The organism is Lichenicola sp. GTC18331 (genome assembly GCF_055386855.1).
Genome location: NZ_AP045015.1, coordinates 3,369,327 through 3,384,899 on the forward strand (window position 1 = coordinate 3,369,327; position 15,573 = coordinate 3,384,899).

11 protein-coding genes are annotated in these 15,573 nt (G+C 66.9%); 5 read left to right on the plus strand and 6 right to left on the minus strand.

Translation table 11 applies throughout. The features are described 5' to 3' along the window. Positions 1–31 precede the first annotated feature (31 nt). A complete protein-coding gene (dnaE, locus tag ACZ5BM_RS15435; protein ID WP_498911672.1) occupies positions 32–3,466 on the plus strand; it encodes a DNA polymerase III subunit alpha in 3,435 nt (1,144 codons plus the stop codon). A gap of 43 nt (positions 3,467–3,509) precedes the next feature. Here the strand turns inward: dnaE and ACZ5BM_RS15440 are convergent, their stop codons facing one another. Next, entirely contained in the window at positions 3,510–4,916 is a 1,407-nt protein-coding gene (locus ACZ5BM_RS15440) for an MFS transporter (RefSeq protein ID WP_498909010.1), read from the minus strand. A gap of 296 nt (positions 4,917–5,212) precedes the next feature. Between ACZ5BM_RS15440 and rpsB the strand changes: the two genes are divergently transcribed. The 3 genes from rpsB (at position 5,213) to recO (ending at position 7,835) form a co-directional block, all read left to right on the plus strand. After that, the gene (rpsB, locus tag ACZ5BM_RS15445; RefSeq protein ID WP_498909011.1) at positions 5,213–6,001 is read left to right on the plus strand and encodes a small ribosomal subunit protein uS2; all 789 of its coding nucleotides are present in this window, start codon (positions 5,213–5,215) and stop codon (positions 5,999–6,001) included. Between the two features lie 129 nt (positions 6,002–6,130). Beyond that, complete coding sequence (gene tsf / locus ACZ5BM_RS15450) at positions 6,131–7,057, plus strand: translation elongation factor Ts (RefSeq protein ID WP_498909012.1); 927 nt, start codon at positions 6,131–6,133, stop codon at positions 7,055–7,057. A gap of 25 nt (positions 7,058–7,082) precedes the next feature. Then, the gene (gene recO, locus ACZ5BM_RS15455; protein ID WP_498909013.1) at positions 7,083–7,835 is read left to right on the plus strand and encodes a DNA repair protein RecO; all 753 of its coding nucleotides are present in this window, start codon (positions 7,083–7,085) and stop codon (positions 7,833–7,835) included. A 112-nt stretch (positions 7,836–7,947) separates the two neighbouring features. Here recO and xylB read toward each other — a convergent pair whose 3' ends face one another. From xylB to ACZ5BM_RS15480, 5 genes are all read right to left on the minus strand, one after another. Beyond that, on the minus strand, positions 7,948–9,408 hold the full coding sequence (gene xylB / locus ACZ5BM_RS15460) for a xylulokinase (RefSeq protein ID WP_498911674.1): 1,461 nt from the start codon (positions 9,406–9,408) through the stop codon (positions 7,948–7,950). Between the two features lie 96 nt (positions 9,409–9,504). Further along, positions 9,505–10,605: an ABC transporter ATP-binding protein gene (locus ACZ5BM_RS15465; protein WP_498909014.1), complete on the minus strand. Its 1,101-nt coding sequence runs from the start codon at positions 10,603–10,605 to the stop codon at positions 9,505–9,507. A gap of 11 nt (positions 10,606–10,616) precedes the next feature. Then, positions 10,617–11,432: a carbohydrate ABC transporter permease gene (locus ACZ5BM_RS15470; RefSeq protein ID WP_498909015.1), complete on the minus strand. Its 816-nt coding sequence runs from the start codon at positions 11,430–11,432 to the stop codon at positions 10,617–10,619. 4 nt (positions 11,433–11,436) lie between these two features. Then, entirely contained in the window at positions 11,437–12,375 is a 939-nt protein-coding gene (locus ACZ5BM_RS15475) for a carbohydrate ABC transporter permease (protein ID WP_498909016.1), read from the minus strand. Positions 12,376–12,385: 10 nt separating this feature from the next. After that, entirely contained in the window at positions 12,386–13,729 is a 1,344-nt protein-coding gene (locus ACZ5BM_RS15480; protein ID WP_498909017.1) for an ABC transporter substrate-binding protein, read from the minus strand. Between the two features lie 114 nt (positions 13,730–13,843). Between ACZ5BM_RS15480 and ACZ5BM_RS15485 the strand changes: the two genes are divergently transcribed. Beyond that, the gene (locus ACZ5BM_RS15485; RefSeq protein ID WP_498909018.1) at positions 13,844–15,505 is read left to right on the plus strand and encodes a carbohydrate porin; all 1,662 of its coding nucleotides are present in this window, start codon (positions 13,844–13,846) and stop codon (positions 15,503–15,505) included. Positions 15,506–15,573 lie beyond the last annotated feature (68 nt).

Genomic DNA, 15,573 nt, shown 5'->3' on the forward strand with positions numbered 1-15,573 from the left:
CGTCCAGGCGCCGCATGCTAGTCTCGCGCCCATGCCGCACGCCGATTTCGTCCATCTGCGAACCCATTCCGCCTACTCCCTCAGCCAGGGCGCGATCCGCCCGGCCGAGCTCGCCGGTCTGGCGCGGGACATGGGCATGCCGGCGGTGGCGATCGCCGATAGCGGCAACATGTTCGGCGCGCTGGAATTCTCGCAATATTGCCGCGACAAGGGCGTGCAGCCGATCGTCGGTTGTCAGGTTTCCCTGGGCGGCCCCGGTGGCCGCACCGGCGCCGCGGCCGAACCGCTGGTGCTGCTGGCGCAGAACGCGGCCGGTCTCGCCAATCTGCAGAAGCTGAGTTCGATCGGCTACCTGCTGAGCGATCCGGCCGAACCCTGCATCACGTTGGAAACCCTGTTCGAGCACGCCGAAGGCCTGTTCCTGCTCACCGGCGGCACGCGTGGGCCGCTGACGCGCATGCTGGCCGACGGGCAGCCGGACGAAGCCAAGAAGCTTCTGCACAGTCTGGCGCAGGGTTTTCCCGGCCGTGTCGCGGTGGAGCTGAACCGGCACGGCCTGGCGGTGGAAAAGGCGGTAGAGCCCGGCCTGATCGCGCTCGCCGACGAACTCGACCTGCCTCTGGTCGCCACCAACGAGTGCTTCTTCGCGCGTCCCGACATGCACGAGGCGCACGATGCGCTGCTGTGCATCGCGCAAGGCCGCACCATGGCCGAACGCGATCGCTGGCGCGTGTCGCCGGAGCAATGGTTCAAGCCGCCCGCTGAGATGCGTGCGCTGTTCGCCGATCTTCCCGAGGCCTGCGACAACACGCTGATGATCGCGCGACGCTGCGCGGTGATGTCGGAAACGCGCAAGCCGCTTCTGCCGATCTGCCCGAAAGTGCGCGAAGGCAGCACGGAAGAACAAACCCTGCGCGCCATGGCGGAGGAGGGGCTGGAAGCCCGCTTCGCACTGATGACGTTGGATGACGACGCCAAACAGGCCTATCGCGAGCGTCTGGCGTTCGAGCTGGACGTGATCGCCTCGATGGGCTTTCCCGGCTACTTCCTGATCGTCGCCGACTTCATCCAATGGGCCAAGGCGCACGACATTCCGGTCGGGCCGGGGCGCGGTTCGGGGGCGGGGTCGCTCGCCGCCTGGGCGCTCACCATCACCGATATCGACCCGATCCCGTTCGGGCTGCTGTTCGAGCGGTTCCTGAATCCCGAACGCGTGTCGATGCCGGATTTCGATATCGATTTCTGCCAGGACCGGCGCGACGAGGTGATCGCCTATGTGCGCGGCGAATATGGCGGCGATCGCGTCGCGCAGATCATCACCTTCGGAAAGCTCCAGGCGCGTGCCGCCGTGCGCGACGTGGGCCGCGTGCTCGGCCTGCCGTTCTTCGCCGTCAACAAAGTCTGTGAGCTGATCCCGAACAATCCGGCCAAGCCGGTGACGCTCAAACAGGCGATCGACGGCGAGCCGCGCCTGCAGGAGATGCGCGAGAGCGACGAGGCGATCCGGCGTCTCATGGAAATCGCCCTGCAGCTCGAAGGGCTGTACCGCCACGCCAGCACCCACGCCGCCGGCGTGGTGATCGGCGACCGGCCGTTGAACGAGCTCGTGCCGCTTTATCGCGATCCGAAGAGCGACATGCTCGTCACGCAGTTCAACATGAAGTTCGTGGAACAGGCCGGGCTGGTGAAGTTCGACTTCCTCGGCCTCACCACGCTGACCATCCTGCAACGCGGCGTGCAGATGCTGGCGAAGCTCGGCGTTGCCGTCGATCTCGCCAAGCAACCGCTCGACGATGTGCGCACCTACGAGATGCTGGCGCGGGGCGACACGGGCGGCGTGTTCCAGTTCGAAGGCGCCGGCATGCGCGACGTCCTGCGCCAGATGCGCCCGACGCGGCTGGAAGATCTCATCGCCGCCGTGGCGCTGTACCGTCCCGGCCCGATGGCGAACATCCCCGATTATTGCCGGAGAAAACACGGCGAGAAATGGGAAGCGCCGCACGAGGAGATCCGCGACATCCTGGAAGAGACCTATGGCATCATGGTCTACCAGGAACAGGTGATGCAGATCGCCCAGAAGATGGCGGGCTACAGCCTGGGCGGCGCCGACCTTCTCCGGCGTGCCATGGGCAAGAAGATCCGCGCGGAGATGGACACGCAACGCGAGATCTTCACAGAGGGCGCGGTGGGTCGCGGCGTGGATCGCGAGAAGGCGGTCGAGGTGTTCGAGCTGATGGCGAAATTCGCCGATTACGGCTTCAACAAATCGCACGCCGCTGCCTATGCGCTGGTTTCGTACCATACCGCCTGGATGAAGGCGAACCATCCGGTCGCGTTCCTCGCCGCCTGCATGTCGCTGGCGCGGGAAAAGACCGACAAGCTGGCGGCGTTGCGGCAGGAAGCCGGCCGTCTTGGCGTCGCGGTGCTGCCGCCGGACATCAACCGCTCCGGCGCCGATTTCACCGTGGAGGTGGACGAGAACGGCACCCAGCAGGTGCGGTACGCCCTGGCGGCTGTGAAGAAGGTCGGTCTGGCGGCGATGCAGGCGGTGGAAGCCGCCCGCGGCGACCGGCCGTTCGCCTCGCTGGTGGATTTCGCCCATCGCGTCGATCCGCGCATGCTCAACAAGATGCAGCTGGAGAACCTCGCCCGCGCCGGCGCCTTCGACAGTCTCGAGCCGAACCGCGCGCGCGTCTTCGCTGCCGCCGAGGTGATCCTGCGCCGCGCTCAGGCCGAAGCCCAGGAAGCTGCCAGCGGGCAGATCGGCTTGTTCGGCGGCCCAGCAACGGGCGGCGCCAACTCGTCCGCGCCGCTGCGCCTGCCGGACGTGCCGGAATGGCCGGGCATCGAACGCCTCGGGCTGGAAGCGGAGGCGATCGGTTTCCACCTCACCGGCCACCCGCTGGATGCGTATCGGCCGCTGCTGCGCCGTCTCGGCGTGACGCGCTCGACCGATCTGGAAGCGGCGGGGCAGGCGGGCATGACCCGCGCCAAGCTGGCCGGCTGCGTGATCGACCGCAAGGAACGGCCCACACGCAGCGGCTCCAAGATGGCCTGGGTGCGCCTGTCCGACAGCACGGGCGCCTGCGAGGTGACGTTCTTCTCCGAAACGCTGAACCGCTCGCGCGACATTCTCGTCGCGGGCCAGGCGGTTCTGGTGACGGTGGAACTGCGCATGGATGGCGAGATGGTGCGCGTCACCGCACAGGATGCGATCTCGCTTGATCAGGCGGCGGCGGACGATCGCGGCGAGATCCGTATCTGGCTCGACCGTCCCGATGCGGTGACGGAGGTGCAGGGGCTGCTGGGCCGCGAGCGCGGCGGGCGCGGTCGCGCGGTGCTGCTGCCCTGCCTGGACGAAACCCGCGACCTCGAAGTGGCTCTGCCCGAGCCCTACATGGTCACGCCGCGTCTGGCCGAAGCGTTGAAGCGCGTGCCGGGGGTGATGCGGGTGGAGGAACGCTGATCCGGCCGCCCGCCGCGGACGCGCGACGGGCGGACCGAACCGGTCAGCGCATGGCGAGAAACGTTCCGTCGCCGAGGCGCTGCTCGATCTCCTCCAGGCTGCGCCCGTTGGTTTCCGGCACGGCGCGCAGCACGAATACCCAGGCCAGCACGTTGATGGCGGCGAACACGAAGAACGCGTAGCCGGCGCCCAGCGCCTGCACCATCGTCAGTGTGAAAAGCGACACGACGAGATCGAACACCCAGTGCGACAGGGCGACCATGCTCATGCCCTTGCCGCGGATCGCGAGCGGAAACACTTCCGCGCCGACCAGCCAGATCGAGGCCGAGATCGAGCCGACATTGAAGATCTCGTAGGCGACCAGACCGGCGACGGCCGTGTAGCGGCCCATTCCGGTCGGGTTGCCGCCGATGAACGAGCCGCCGAGCAGAACCAGGCCGAGCGCCGCCAGCAGCAGGAAGCGCAGCATCAGCGTGCGACGGCCCCAGCGATCCACCGCCCAAAGACCGAACGCGGTCGCGACCACGATGGTGACGCCGACCAGAAGCTGGGTCTGCAACGCCTCGTTGGCGCCGAAACCGGCGGAGGCGAGCACGGTGGGCGCGTAGTAGATCGTCGCGTTGGTGCCGGTGATCTGGCAGAACATGCCGAGACCGGCGCCGGCGATCAGGGCAGGGCGCACGCGTCGGGAAAACAGCAGCTTCCACGAGCCGTTCTCGCGCGGCTGCGCTTCCACGGAGGCGAGCTCCTCGGCGGCGGCCGCATCGCTCGGACGGGTGCGTTGCAGGATGGACAGCGCGCGTTGCGACTGGCCGCGCAGCACGAGATAGCGCGGGCTTTCCGGCAGGAACAGCATGCCCAGGAACAGGATCGCCGCAGGAACCGCGCCGAGCAGGAACATCAGCCGCCAATCGCCGCCGGAGCCGTTGGCACCGCCGAGCGCCCAGCCGATGATGGTGGACACCAGGATGCCGACCACGATCGCCAGCTGGAACAACAGCACCAGCGAGCCGCGACGCGCGGCGGGTGCGAGTTCGGCGATATAGACCGGGATGATCTGGCTGGTGGCGCCCACGGCGAGGCCCAGAAGCAAGCGCACCGCGATCAGCGTCGTGGCCGAGTTCGAGGTGGCGGACGCGACGGAACCGATGATGAAGATCACGGCCGCGATCAGGATGGTCGGACGCCGTCCGACCCGGTCGGAGACGGGACCGGCGACCAGGCAGCCCACGAGAGCGCCGGCGACGATGGCCGAGGTGACCAGCTCCTTGCCGAAGGTGTCGACCGGAATGTCGCGGGTGATGAACAGAAGCGCGGCGGAAATGATGCCGGTGTCGTAGCCGAACAGAAGCCCGCCGAGGGCGGACACGGCGGCGATGATCAGCACCGTGAGGTCGGCGCGTTTGCCGCGGCCGGGATCGTCCGGGGTGCGTGTTGCGCTGATGGCCATCTTAACTGTCGCCTCCGTAATATGCCCCGTCCTGTGTAGCGCCCCGACCGGGAAAGGCCACCTTCGGTCCGACAAACGCAGCGTTTAAGGGTGCCCTGTGTGGTGCTCGCGTCCTGCTTGGCGGTTCTGGCTTGCAACCGCGTCCCGTTTCGCCCATACCGCGTGCGCCGTTCGCACGCCCCAGCCACAGGCCAGGGGCGTTCGCTGCGGTAATTCGCACGCGGGAAGCGTTCTGGTGTCCGAAAGGACGGGGCGCCCGCGGAGGATCAACCAGACGTTCAGAAAGGAGCACGCCGATGGCGATGCCCGATTTCACCATGCGCCAGCTGCTCGAGGCCGGTGTCCATTTCGGCCACCACACCCGCCGCTGGAACCCGCGTATGGCGCCGTACCTGTTCGGCACCCGCAACCAGGTCCACATCATCGACCTGCAGCAGACCGTGCCGATGCTCGATCGCGCGCTGAAGGCCGTGCGTGACACCGTCGCCGGCGGCGGCCGCGTCCTGTTCGTCGGCACCAAGCGCGCTGCGGCCGAGCATGTCGCCGAGGCGGCGGCCCGTTGCGGTCAGTACTACGTGAACCACCGTTGGCTCGGCGGCATGCTGACCAACTGGAAGACCATCACCGGCTCGATCAAGCGCCTGCGCCAGATCGAGGACATGCTGGGTGGCGACACGCAGGGTCTGACCAAGAAGGAAATCCTCGAGATCACCCGCGACCAGGAGAAGCTGGAGCGTTCGCTGGGCGGCATCAAGGAGATGGGCGGCCTGCCGGACATGCTGTTCATCATCGACACCAACAAGGAGAAGCTGGCGGTCGAGGAAGCCAACAAGCTCGGCATCCCGGTGATCGCCGTTCTCGACAGCAACTCCGATCCGCAGGGCGTCACCTACCCGATCCCGGGCAATGACGACGCGATCCGCGCCATCACCCTCTACTGCGAGCTGATCTCCTCCGCGGTGCTGGACGGCATCTCCGCCGAGCTGGGCGCGTCTGGCCAGGATTACGGCGCATCCGAAGAGCTGCCGGTCGAGCTGGCACCGGAAGCCGCCGCCGAGCAGGGCGCGGAAGCCCACGCGGAGTAAACCGCGAACCGGCCGTGCCGCGGATGGCCGCGGCACGGTTTTTCGATGTCTGAACGTGCAGGGACTGCGCCTCGTCTTCGGATCTCCCATCCGGATGGCCGGGCGCAGAACCGTTTGATGGAGAGAAACATGGCGGAAATCACGGCAGCCCTGGTGAAGGATCTGCGCGAGAAGACCGGCGCCGGCATGATGGACTGCAAGAAGGCGCTGACCGAGAACGGCGGCGACCTGGAGCAGGCGATCGACTGGCTGCGCACCAAGGGTCTGGCCGCCGCGGCCAAGAAGTCCGGCCGCGTGGCCGCCGAGGGCCTGATCGGTGTGGCATCCGCGCCGAACGTCGCGGCGATGGTGGAGGTCAACTCCGAGACCGACTTCGTGTCGCGCAACGAGAGCTTCCAGCAGTTCGTCGAGACGGTCGCCAAGATCGCGCTGACGGTCGGCGAGGACGTGGAAGCCATCAAGGCCGCCACCGTGCCGGGCACCGACAAGACGGTCGCCGAGACCATCACCAACCTGATCGCCACCATCGGCGAGAACATGACCATCCGTCGCGCCCGCGTGCTGCGCGTGCCGTCGGGTGTGGTCGCGACCTATGTCCACTCCGCGCTGCGTCCGGGCATCGGCAAGATCGGCGTTCTCGCCGCCATCGAGGCGCCGTCCGAGAGCGATGCGCTGGAACTGCTGGGCCGTCAGATCGGCATGCATGTCGCAGCCACCCGCCCGTCCGCGCTGGATGTCGATGCGGTGGACCCGGCCGAGCTGGAGCGCGAGCGCGCCGTTCTGGTCGAGCAGGCCCGCGAGTCCGGCAAGCCGGAAGCCATCATCGAGAAGATGGTCGATGGCCGCATCCGCAAGTACTACGAGGAAGTGGTGCTGCTGGAGCAGGTCTGGGTGCATGACGGCGAGAGCCGCGTGAAGGCGGTGGTGCAGAAGGCCGGCGGCAAGCTGGTGGGCTTCGACCGCTTCCAGCTCGGCGAGGGCATCGAGAAGGAAACCAGCGACTTCGCCGCCGAAGTCGCCGCCGTTTCCGGCGTGGGCCAGAAGCCCGCCGCCTGATCCGAACGAAACGAGGGGGCTTCCGATGGATTGGGAAGCCCCCGCGATCGTTCTGGCCGCGTCGTCCTATGGAGAGGGCGGCGCGGTCGCGCACGTGATGACCGAGCATCACGGCGCCTTCCGCGGCCTCGTCCGCGGCGGTGGCGCCAGAGCCAACCTCGCCACCTGGCAGGCCGGCAATCTGGTCACCGCGCAATGGTCCGCCCGTCTGCCGGACCAGCTCGGCACCCTCCGCGCGGAGCTGGTGCACCCTTCCGCCGCCCGGCTTCTGTCAGCCCCGCTTCCACTTGCGCTGCTCAGTTCCGCCTGCGCCCTCGCCGATACGGCGCTGCCGGAGCGCGAAGCCCATCCGGCCGTCTTCGGGGAGCTTCTGCGCCTGCTGACCTTGCTTAGCCTCGACGCGGGGGAAGGCGAGCGCCTCGGACCGGCCGCCTATCTCCGCTGGGAAGCGACCCTGCTCACCGATCTCGGCTACGGGATGGACCTCTCCGTCTGCGCCGTCAGCGGAGCGACCGGCGGGCTCCGCTACGTCTCGCCGCGCACCGGACGCGCCGTCTCGGCGGATGGGGCAGGGGAATGGCGCGACCGCCTGCTCCGGCTGCCCTCCTTGTTTCTCGATCCTGCGCTGGCCGGCGATGCTCAGGACTGGTGCGACGGTCTGCTCCTCACCGGACATTTCCTGGCGCGCGACGTCTTCGGCCAGCGCCATCGCCCAGTGCCCGCCGCGCGCGGGCGGCTGTTCGACCGGGTGAATGCCATGATACTCCCGGACGCCTGAGGCGAAGCCGATCCGTCGCCGGGGCGGCCGCATGTCTCGTGTCGCGGGGGACCACATCGTCCGGTTGCCGGTAGACGAACATTGCCGCCACCGCCTGACCAGATCGCGACCGCTACAGCACCCTGAGCGCGTCGCCGGCCTGGCGGTGCAGCGCGCGGTAGCGTGCGATCCGCTCGTCGTACAACGCCGCCAGCGCGGCATCCGGTTCGACGATCTCCACCGTTTCCGGCGGCACGCAGACACTCTCGGGCGACTCTCCTGTCGCCGCCATGCGCGCCAGACGTGCCGCGCCGAACGCGCCCCCGGTCTCGCCGGCCGCCAGCCGCTTCAACGGCAGGTTCAGCGCCGAGGCGATGATCGCGATCCAGATGCGCGACCGTGACCCGCCACCGATCACCGCAGCGCTGTCGATGTGGGTGCCGGACGACAGCAGCGCGTCCAGGCAGTCGCGCATCGAGAACGCCACACCTTCCAGCACCGCCTGGGTCAGGGCGGCCCGGTCGGTGTCGTAGCTCAAGCCGGCGAACGCGCCGCGAATGGCGCCGTGATTGTGCGGCGTCCGCTCGCCGCCAAGATAGGGCAGGAACAGCGCCTCGGCCGGCTTGATCGGCAGACGCAGCTCGTCCAGCAGTGCCGCTTCCTTTTGCCCGGCGATCCCGGCCCACCATGCCAGCGAGGACGCGGCGGACAGGGTTACGCCCATCTGGTGCCAGCTGTTCGGCACCGCATGGCAGAACGCATGCACGGCCGCCTCGGGATTGGGGCGGAACCGGTCGGTACAGGCGAACAGAACCCCGGAGGTGCCAAGCGACACGAAGGCGTCGCCGGGACGGATCGCCGACAGGCCGATCGCACCGGCCGCATTGTCGCCGGCACCGCCCGCGATCACCGGCGGCGTCGCCATGCCCCAGCGTGCGGCCAGTTCCGGCTTCAGCCGCCCCGCAGGCGCGCTGCCTTCCACGAGACGCGGCATATGCGACCGGTCCAGCCCGCAGGCAGCCAGGGCGGCGTCGGACCAGTCGCGACGGGCCACATCCAACCAGAGCGTCCCGGCCGCGTCCGACATCTCCTCGATCATCTCGCCGGAAAGCTGCAGGCGAACCCAGGCCTTGGGCAGCAGGACGGTGCGCGTGGCGGCGAAGATCTCGGGCTCGTGCCGGTGAACCCAAATCAGCTTCGGTGCGGTGAAGCCAGGCATGGCGATGTTGCCGGTAACGGCGCGCGAATCCGGCATCGCGCGCTCGAACGCGCCACATTCCTCGACCGAACGCACGTCGTTCCACAGAATCGCCGGGCGCAGTACGGCGCCATCCGCGCCCAACAGAACCGCGCCGTGCTGCTGGCCCGACAGGCCGATGCCGGACACGGCGGCTAGCTCGGCCGGATGCGAACGCTTCAGCGCATCGATGGCATCGAGCGTCGCCTGCCACCAGTCCGCCGGATCCTGCTCGCTATGGCCGGGCAGGGGGCGGCTGACGGACAGGGCCACCGATTCGGTGGCCACCACGCGCTGCTCGCCGTCGACGAGCAGGGCCTTCACGGCGGAGGTGCCGTAGTCGAGTCCGAGGAACATGTTCACAGCCGCGACCGGAGCCGCGGTCCCGTTTCTGTTGGTGGGAGCGCGAAGGCTCGGCGGCGCCGGATGCGGGGGCGCATCCGGCGAAACGCGTCAGGCGACCAGGCTGTGCCGGGCAAGGGCCGGCAGCGCCAGACCGGCCGCGTCGAACAGATGCAGCGACGCCGTATCCGCCGCGAGACGCACCGGATGATTGATGTTGAGCATCGACAGACCCTCGATCTGGACGATCACGTCCTCGCGGCCCTCGGTCTCCACATGCAGCAGCGTCAAACCACCCAGACGCTCGACCAGCCTCACCGTGCCGGCGAGCGTACCATTCGGATCCGGACGCAGCGCCTCGGGACGCAGCCCCAGGGTCAGCGCCGTGCCGGGCGCCACGTCGCCGGCGGACGGCACGGTCAGCATCGCGCCGGACGGCAGGCTCACGGTGATCCCGGCAGCGCTGCTTTCCACCACCGAGACCGGCAGCATGTTCATGCGCGGCGAACCGATGAAGCCGGCCACGAACATGTTCGCCGGGTGGTGATACAGTTCCAGCGGCGAGCCGACCTGCTCGATGCGGCCTGCCTGCAACACCACGATCTTGTCGGCCAGGGTCATGGCCTCGATCTGATCGTGAGTGACGTAGATCATGGTGGCGCCCAGCTCCTCGTGGAGACGGGCGATCTCGATGCGGGTCTGCCCGCGCAGAGCTGCGTCGAGGTTCGACAACGGTTCGTCGAACAGGAACACCTTCGGCGCGCGCACGATGGCGCGGCCGATCGCCACGCGCTGGCGCTGGCCGCCGGAAAGGTCCTTCGGGCGGCGTTCCAGATAGGGCTCGAGCTGCAGGATTCGCGCGGCCTCGCGGACCTTGCGATCGCGCTCGGCTGCCGGAACCTTCGCCAGCTTCAGGGCGAAGCCCATGTTCTGCGCCACCGTCATGTGCGGGTAGAGCGCATAGGACTGGAACACCATGGCGAGGCCGCGATCGGCCGGGCCACGCTCGTTCACGCGGACGCCGTCGATCTGGAGTTCGCCGGAGGTGATCGGTTCGAGTCCGGCGATCATGCGCAGCAGGGTCGACTTGCCGCAGCCCGACGGGCCGACGAACACGACGAATTCACGATCGTCGATCTCGAGATCGACGCCCTTGATCACCTCGGCCGGGCCATAGGCCTTGCGGATGTTGCGGAGCGACAGGGTGGCCATTGCGGGGGATCCTACTTCACGGCGCCGAAGGTGAGGCCTTGCACGAGCTGCTTCTGGCTGAACCAGCCGAACACGAGGATCGGCGCCACCGCCATGGTGGAGGCGGCGGAGAGCTTGGCGAAGAACAACCCTTCGGGGGCGGAGAACGAGGCGATGAAGGTGGTGAGCGGAGCGGCGTTGGACGAGGTGAGGTTCAGAGACCAGAAGGCCTCGTTCCAGCACAGGATCAGCGACAGAAGGCCGGTGGAGGCCACGCCGGGCAGAGTGAGCGGCATCAGGATATGCACCAGCTCGCCCCAGGTGCTGGCGCCATCCATGCGGCCGGCTTCCAGGATCTCGTGCGGCACTTCCTTGTAGAAGGTGAACAGCATCCACACCGTGATCGGCAGGTTCATCAGCGCGTAGATGATGATCAGACCCGAACGGGTGTCGAGCAATCCGGTGAACTTGAACAGAAGATAGATCGGCACCAGCACGCCCACGGGCGGCAGCATCTTGGTGGACAGCATCCACAGCAAGGTGCCGCGCGTGCGCGGCGTCGGGTGGAACGCCATCGAATAGGCCGCCGGCACCGAGAACAGCAGCGCGAGAACGGTGCCGCCGAGCGAGATCGCGACGCTGTTCAGCGCGAAGCTGAGATAGTTTGCACGCTCGAAAACCTCGGCATACGAAACCAGCGTCGGGCGGAACACCAGACTGGCGGTGATAGCGTCCGTTTCCGTCTTGAAGGAGGTCAGCACCATCCAGAAGATCGGAAAGAACAAGAGAAGCGCCACGGCCCAGCCGATCAGGGCGATGGCGATGCGCGAGGCAAGGCTCTGCTGCATCGGATCAGGTCTCCAGCCGTCGGGCGACGGTGCGGACAAGGAAGAAGGCGACGATGTTCGCCAGAAGGATCGCAACCACGCCGCCAGCGGACGCGGCGCCCACGTCGAACTGCAGCAAAGCGCGGGAATAGATCAGATAGGCGAGGTTGGTGGACGCGTTGCCCGGCCCGCCATTGGTGGTGACCAGGATTTCCGCGAACACGCCGAGCAGGAAGATCGTCTCAATCATGATCACCACGCTGATCGCACGCGACAGATGCGGCAGCGTGATGAAGAAGAACTGCGCGACCGGTCCGGCTCCATCCATACGGGCGGCCTCGAGCTGGTCGGTGTCGAGCGACTGCACGGCGGTCAGCAGGATCAGCAGGGCAAAGGGGAGCCATTCCCACGACACCACCGCGATCACGGACGTCAGCGGGAACTGGGCGAAGAAATCGACCGGCGGGACGCCGAACTTATGTGCCAGAACCCCCAGCACGCCGTAGATCGGGTGCATGAGCAGGTTCTTCCACAGCAGCGCCGCCACGGTGGGCATCACGAAGAACGGCGAGATCGCCAGCACGCGGGCGATGTTGCGGCCGGGAAAGGACTGGTTGAACAGAACCGCGAGCAGGGTGCCCAGGCATACGGTGATGATCAGCACCGAACCCAGCAGAAGCAGCGTGTTCTTCAGCGACGCCCAGAAATCGGGGTCGGTGACCATGTCCTGGAAATTGCTGAGACCCGCGAAGCCGCGGATCGTCGGGTCGATCATGTTGTAGCGCTGGAAGGCGAACCACAACGTCATCACGAGGGGAACGATCATCCACACCAGCAGCACGCCCACGGACGGCATCACCAGCCATCCCGGGGTCGACCGGCGCGCCGCGGGCGCGGCATGGCCGCCCGGCGGCGCACCGCCGGCGCCGTGAATCATCGAGGAGTTCGCGGCGCCGGCCTGCATCGTATCCGTCCTACTTCTTGGGGTAGCCCGCGCGGCGCATGGTGCGCGCGGTGGCGGACTGCGCCGCCGCCAGACCCTGCTGCACGGTGGACTGGCCGCTCAGAACGCCGGCCATGGTCTGGCCGACCTGGGTGCCGATGCCCTGGAACTCAGGAATCGCCACGAACTGCGCGCCGGTATAGGGGCGCGGCTGCGCGGTCTGGCCGTCAGGATTGGCCGAGTTGATCGCCGCCAGCACGAAGCTCGCGAACGGCGCCACCTTCTTGTACTCGGGATTGTCGTAGGTGCTCTGGCGCGTGCCGGGCGGCACCGCGACCCAGCCGTTGTTCTTCGCGACGAGCTCGACATACTCCTTGGACGTCGCCCAGGTCACGAAGGTGCGGGCCGCATCCTGCTGCTTGGACGACACCGGAATCGCCAGGTTCCAGCTCCACAGCCAGGTCGGGCCACCCTTGAACGAACCGGTCGGCATCGGCGCGAAACCGACCTCGTCCGCAACCTGGCTCTGCTTCTTGTCGTAGAGCAGGCCGGCGGCGACGGTGGAATCGATCCACATCGCGCAGTGGCCGGAAGAGAACAAAGCCAGGTTCTCGTTGAATCCGTTGGAAGACGCGCCCGGCGGGCCGTCGGCCTTCAGGATGTCGACGTAGTAGGTGACGGCCTTGGTCCAGGCGGGGGTGTCGATCGTCGGCTTCCACTGCTCGTCGAACCACTGGCCGCCTTCGGCGGTCACGAGCGTGGTCAGATAGGCCATGTTCTCGCCCCAGCCCGGCTTGCCGCGAAGGCACATGCCGTAGGTCTGGCTGCTCTTGTCGGTGACCTTGTCGGCGATCGGGCGCAACTCGTCATAGGACGGCGCCGTCGGCATGGTCACGCCGGCCTTCTTGAACAGGTCGGTGCGGTAATAGGTCATCGCCGATTCGGCGTAGAACGGCAGCGCGTAGAGCTTGCCCTGGTAGCTGATGCCCTGCGCCACAGGCTTCAACAGATCGTTCACGTCATAGGAGGCGGGCAGGTTGTCCATTGGCGACAGCCAGCCCTGCTTGGCCCAGATCGGCACTTCGTAGTTGCCAATGGTCATCACGTCGAACTGGCCGGCCTTGGTGGCGATGTCGGTGGTCACGCGCTGGCGCAGCACGTTCTCTTCGAGAACCACCCAGCGCAGATGGATGTCGGGATGCTGCTTCTCGAACTCCGAAGACAGCTTCTGCATCACCACCATGTCGCCGTTGTTCACCGTGGCGATGGTGATGGTCGAATCGGCCTGAGCCCGGGCGGTCGTCGCCACGGTGGCGAGACCGGCAAGGCAGGTGGCGGCCAGCAGCGCGCGCATGCTGGCGGGACGTGTCGTCATGGGTGGTCCTCCCGGAACCGGCTTTCGGTTTGTCTGCTTTCTGGTCTGGCGCACTTCGTCGCCTTGCGGCTGAGCCAACCACCCTGAGGCACCTACGTCAACGCGGGAGAACGGATGGTTCGTCGCGCAAACGATCCGACTGCGCTTTCTTGGCAACAGGTGGAACGTTTCCCTACGGAGAACCGGGTTTTCCGCGCCATACCGATTGGTAATGCGGAACAGGGGTTCTATGGTCGGGTGGATCGGCAGCCAAATAGTCCGACAAAAGAAGCCCACCGAGAGGAAACAATGAATACCACCGCAGTGAAGAAAGGCGCGCGCGCCCTCTCCGCCGCTCGTCGCGCCGGTTCCGTCGCGCTGACCGTCGGCGGCTTGCTGTGCACGACCGCGATCGTGACGCCCGTGTTCGCCCAGACCGGCCTCGTGCCCAGCATTCGCGTCGCCACCCCGCCGGTGGGCCCGGGCGCCGCCTCCTTCGCCACCTCCTCCGTTCCGCCGCTGCCGGTGAACGAAGCCCTGCTGCCGGATTTCGGCGGCTACCGCGCCAAACTGCGCGACATGGGCATCTATGTCGGCCTCGATAACGTCGACGAGTTCGCCGGAATCGTGAAGGGCGACCACAAGGGCTCCACCAACGCCGGCCAGTACGGCCTCGAGACCGACGTGGACTGGGAAAAGCTCGCCGGCCTGCGCGGCTTCTCCACCCACTCCATCATGGTCGGCCGCTACGGCATCCCGGCCAGCCGCATCTTCGGCGACAACCTCGTTCCCAGCCAGGAAATCTACGGCGCAGGCGGCAACGTCGCGATCCATCTCGTGTATTTCTATGGTGAAGAAACCGCAGCGCATGGCCGCGTCGACTTCGCGTTCGGCCGTATGCCGGTGCTGAACGACTTCGCGTCGTCGCCGCTCTACTGTAACTTCATGAACAACTCCTTCTGCGGTAACCCGAAGGCGTCGTCCGACAACTTTGCCGTGTCGTCCTACCCGGATGCGAACTGGGCCTTCCGCCTGCGCGTCCGCCCGACCGCCTACACCTATATCCAGAGCGGCATCTTCTTCACTGAAGACAACATCTATCAGGCCACCAACGGCATGCGGTCGGGCTTCCGCTTCGACTCCAGCCACATCTCCGGCCAGACCTTCCCCGTGCAGGCAGGCTACGAGCCGTTCATCGGCCGCGACAAGCTGCCGGGCCATTACAGCATCGGTTTCATCTACGACAGCAACAACCACCCGGATAACTATCTCGACGTCAACGGCGCGCCGTTCGTCGAAAGCGGCCTGCCGCGCAAGATCCGCAAGGGTCAGACCGCCCAGTACGCCCTCGTCGACCAGATGCTGCTCCGTCACGGCGCCGGCAACACCAACGGTCTGATCGCGTTCGGCGGCTTCTACCATAATGACAACAACACCTCGACCCGTACCAGCCAGGGCGAAGTGGGCCTGATCGATCACGGTTTCTGGAAGGCACGTCCGCAGGACGGTTTCGCACTCGCGTTCTCCTATCTCGAAGTCTCCGATCAGCTCGGCAAGACGGAAGCGCTGCAGCAGGAACTCGGCCTGCCGATCACCGGCACCGGTGGCCAGTTCTACAACTCCGCCGCGCGCGGCGTGCAGAGCCACACCTACACCTTCGAAGCCAACTACCAGATCCACGTCTTCCGCGGCGTGACCTTCGCACCGGACTTCCAGTACTTCATCCGTCCGAACGCGCTCGCCAATGTCGGCAACGCGGCCGTGATCGGCTTCAAGAGCCATATCCAGCTGTTCTGATCTCCGGATCGGTCAGCGAAAAAAGGCCGCGCGGTTCGCCGCGCGGCCTTTTCTTTTGCGCCTCTCGG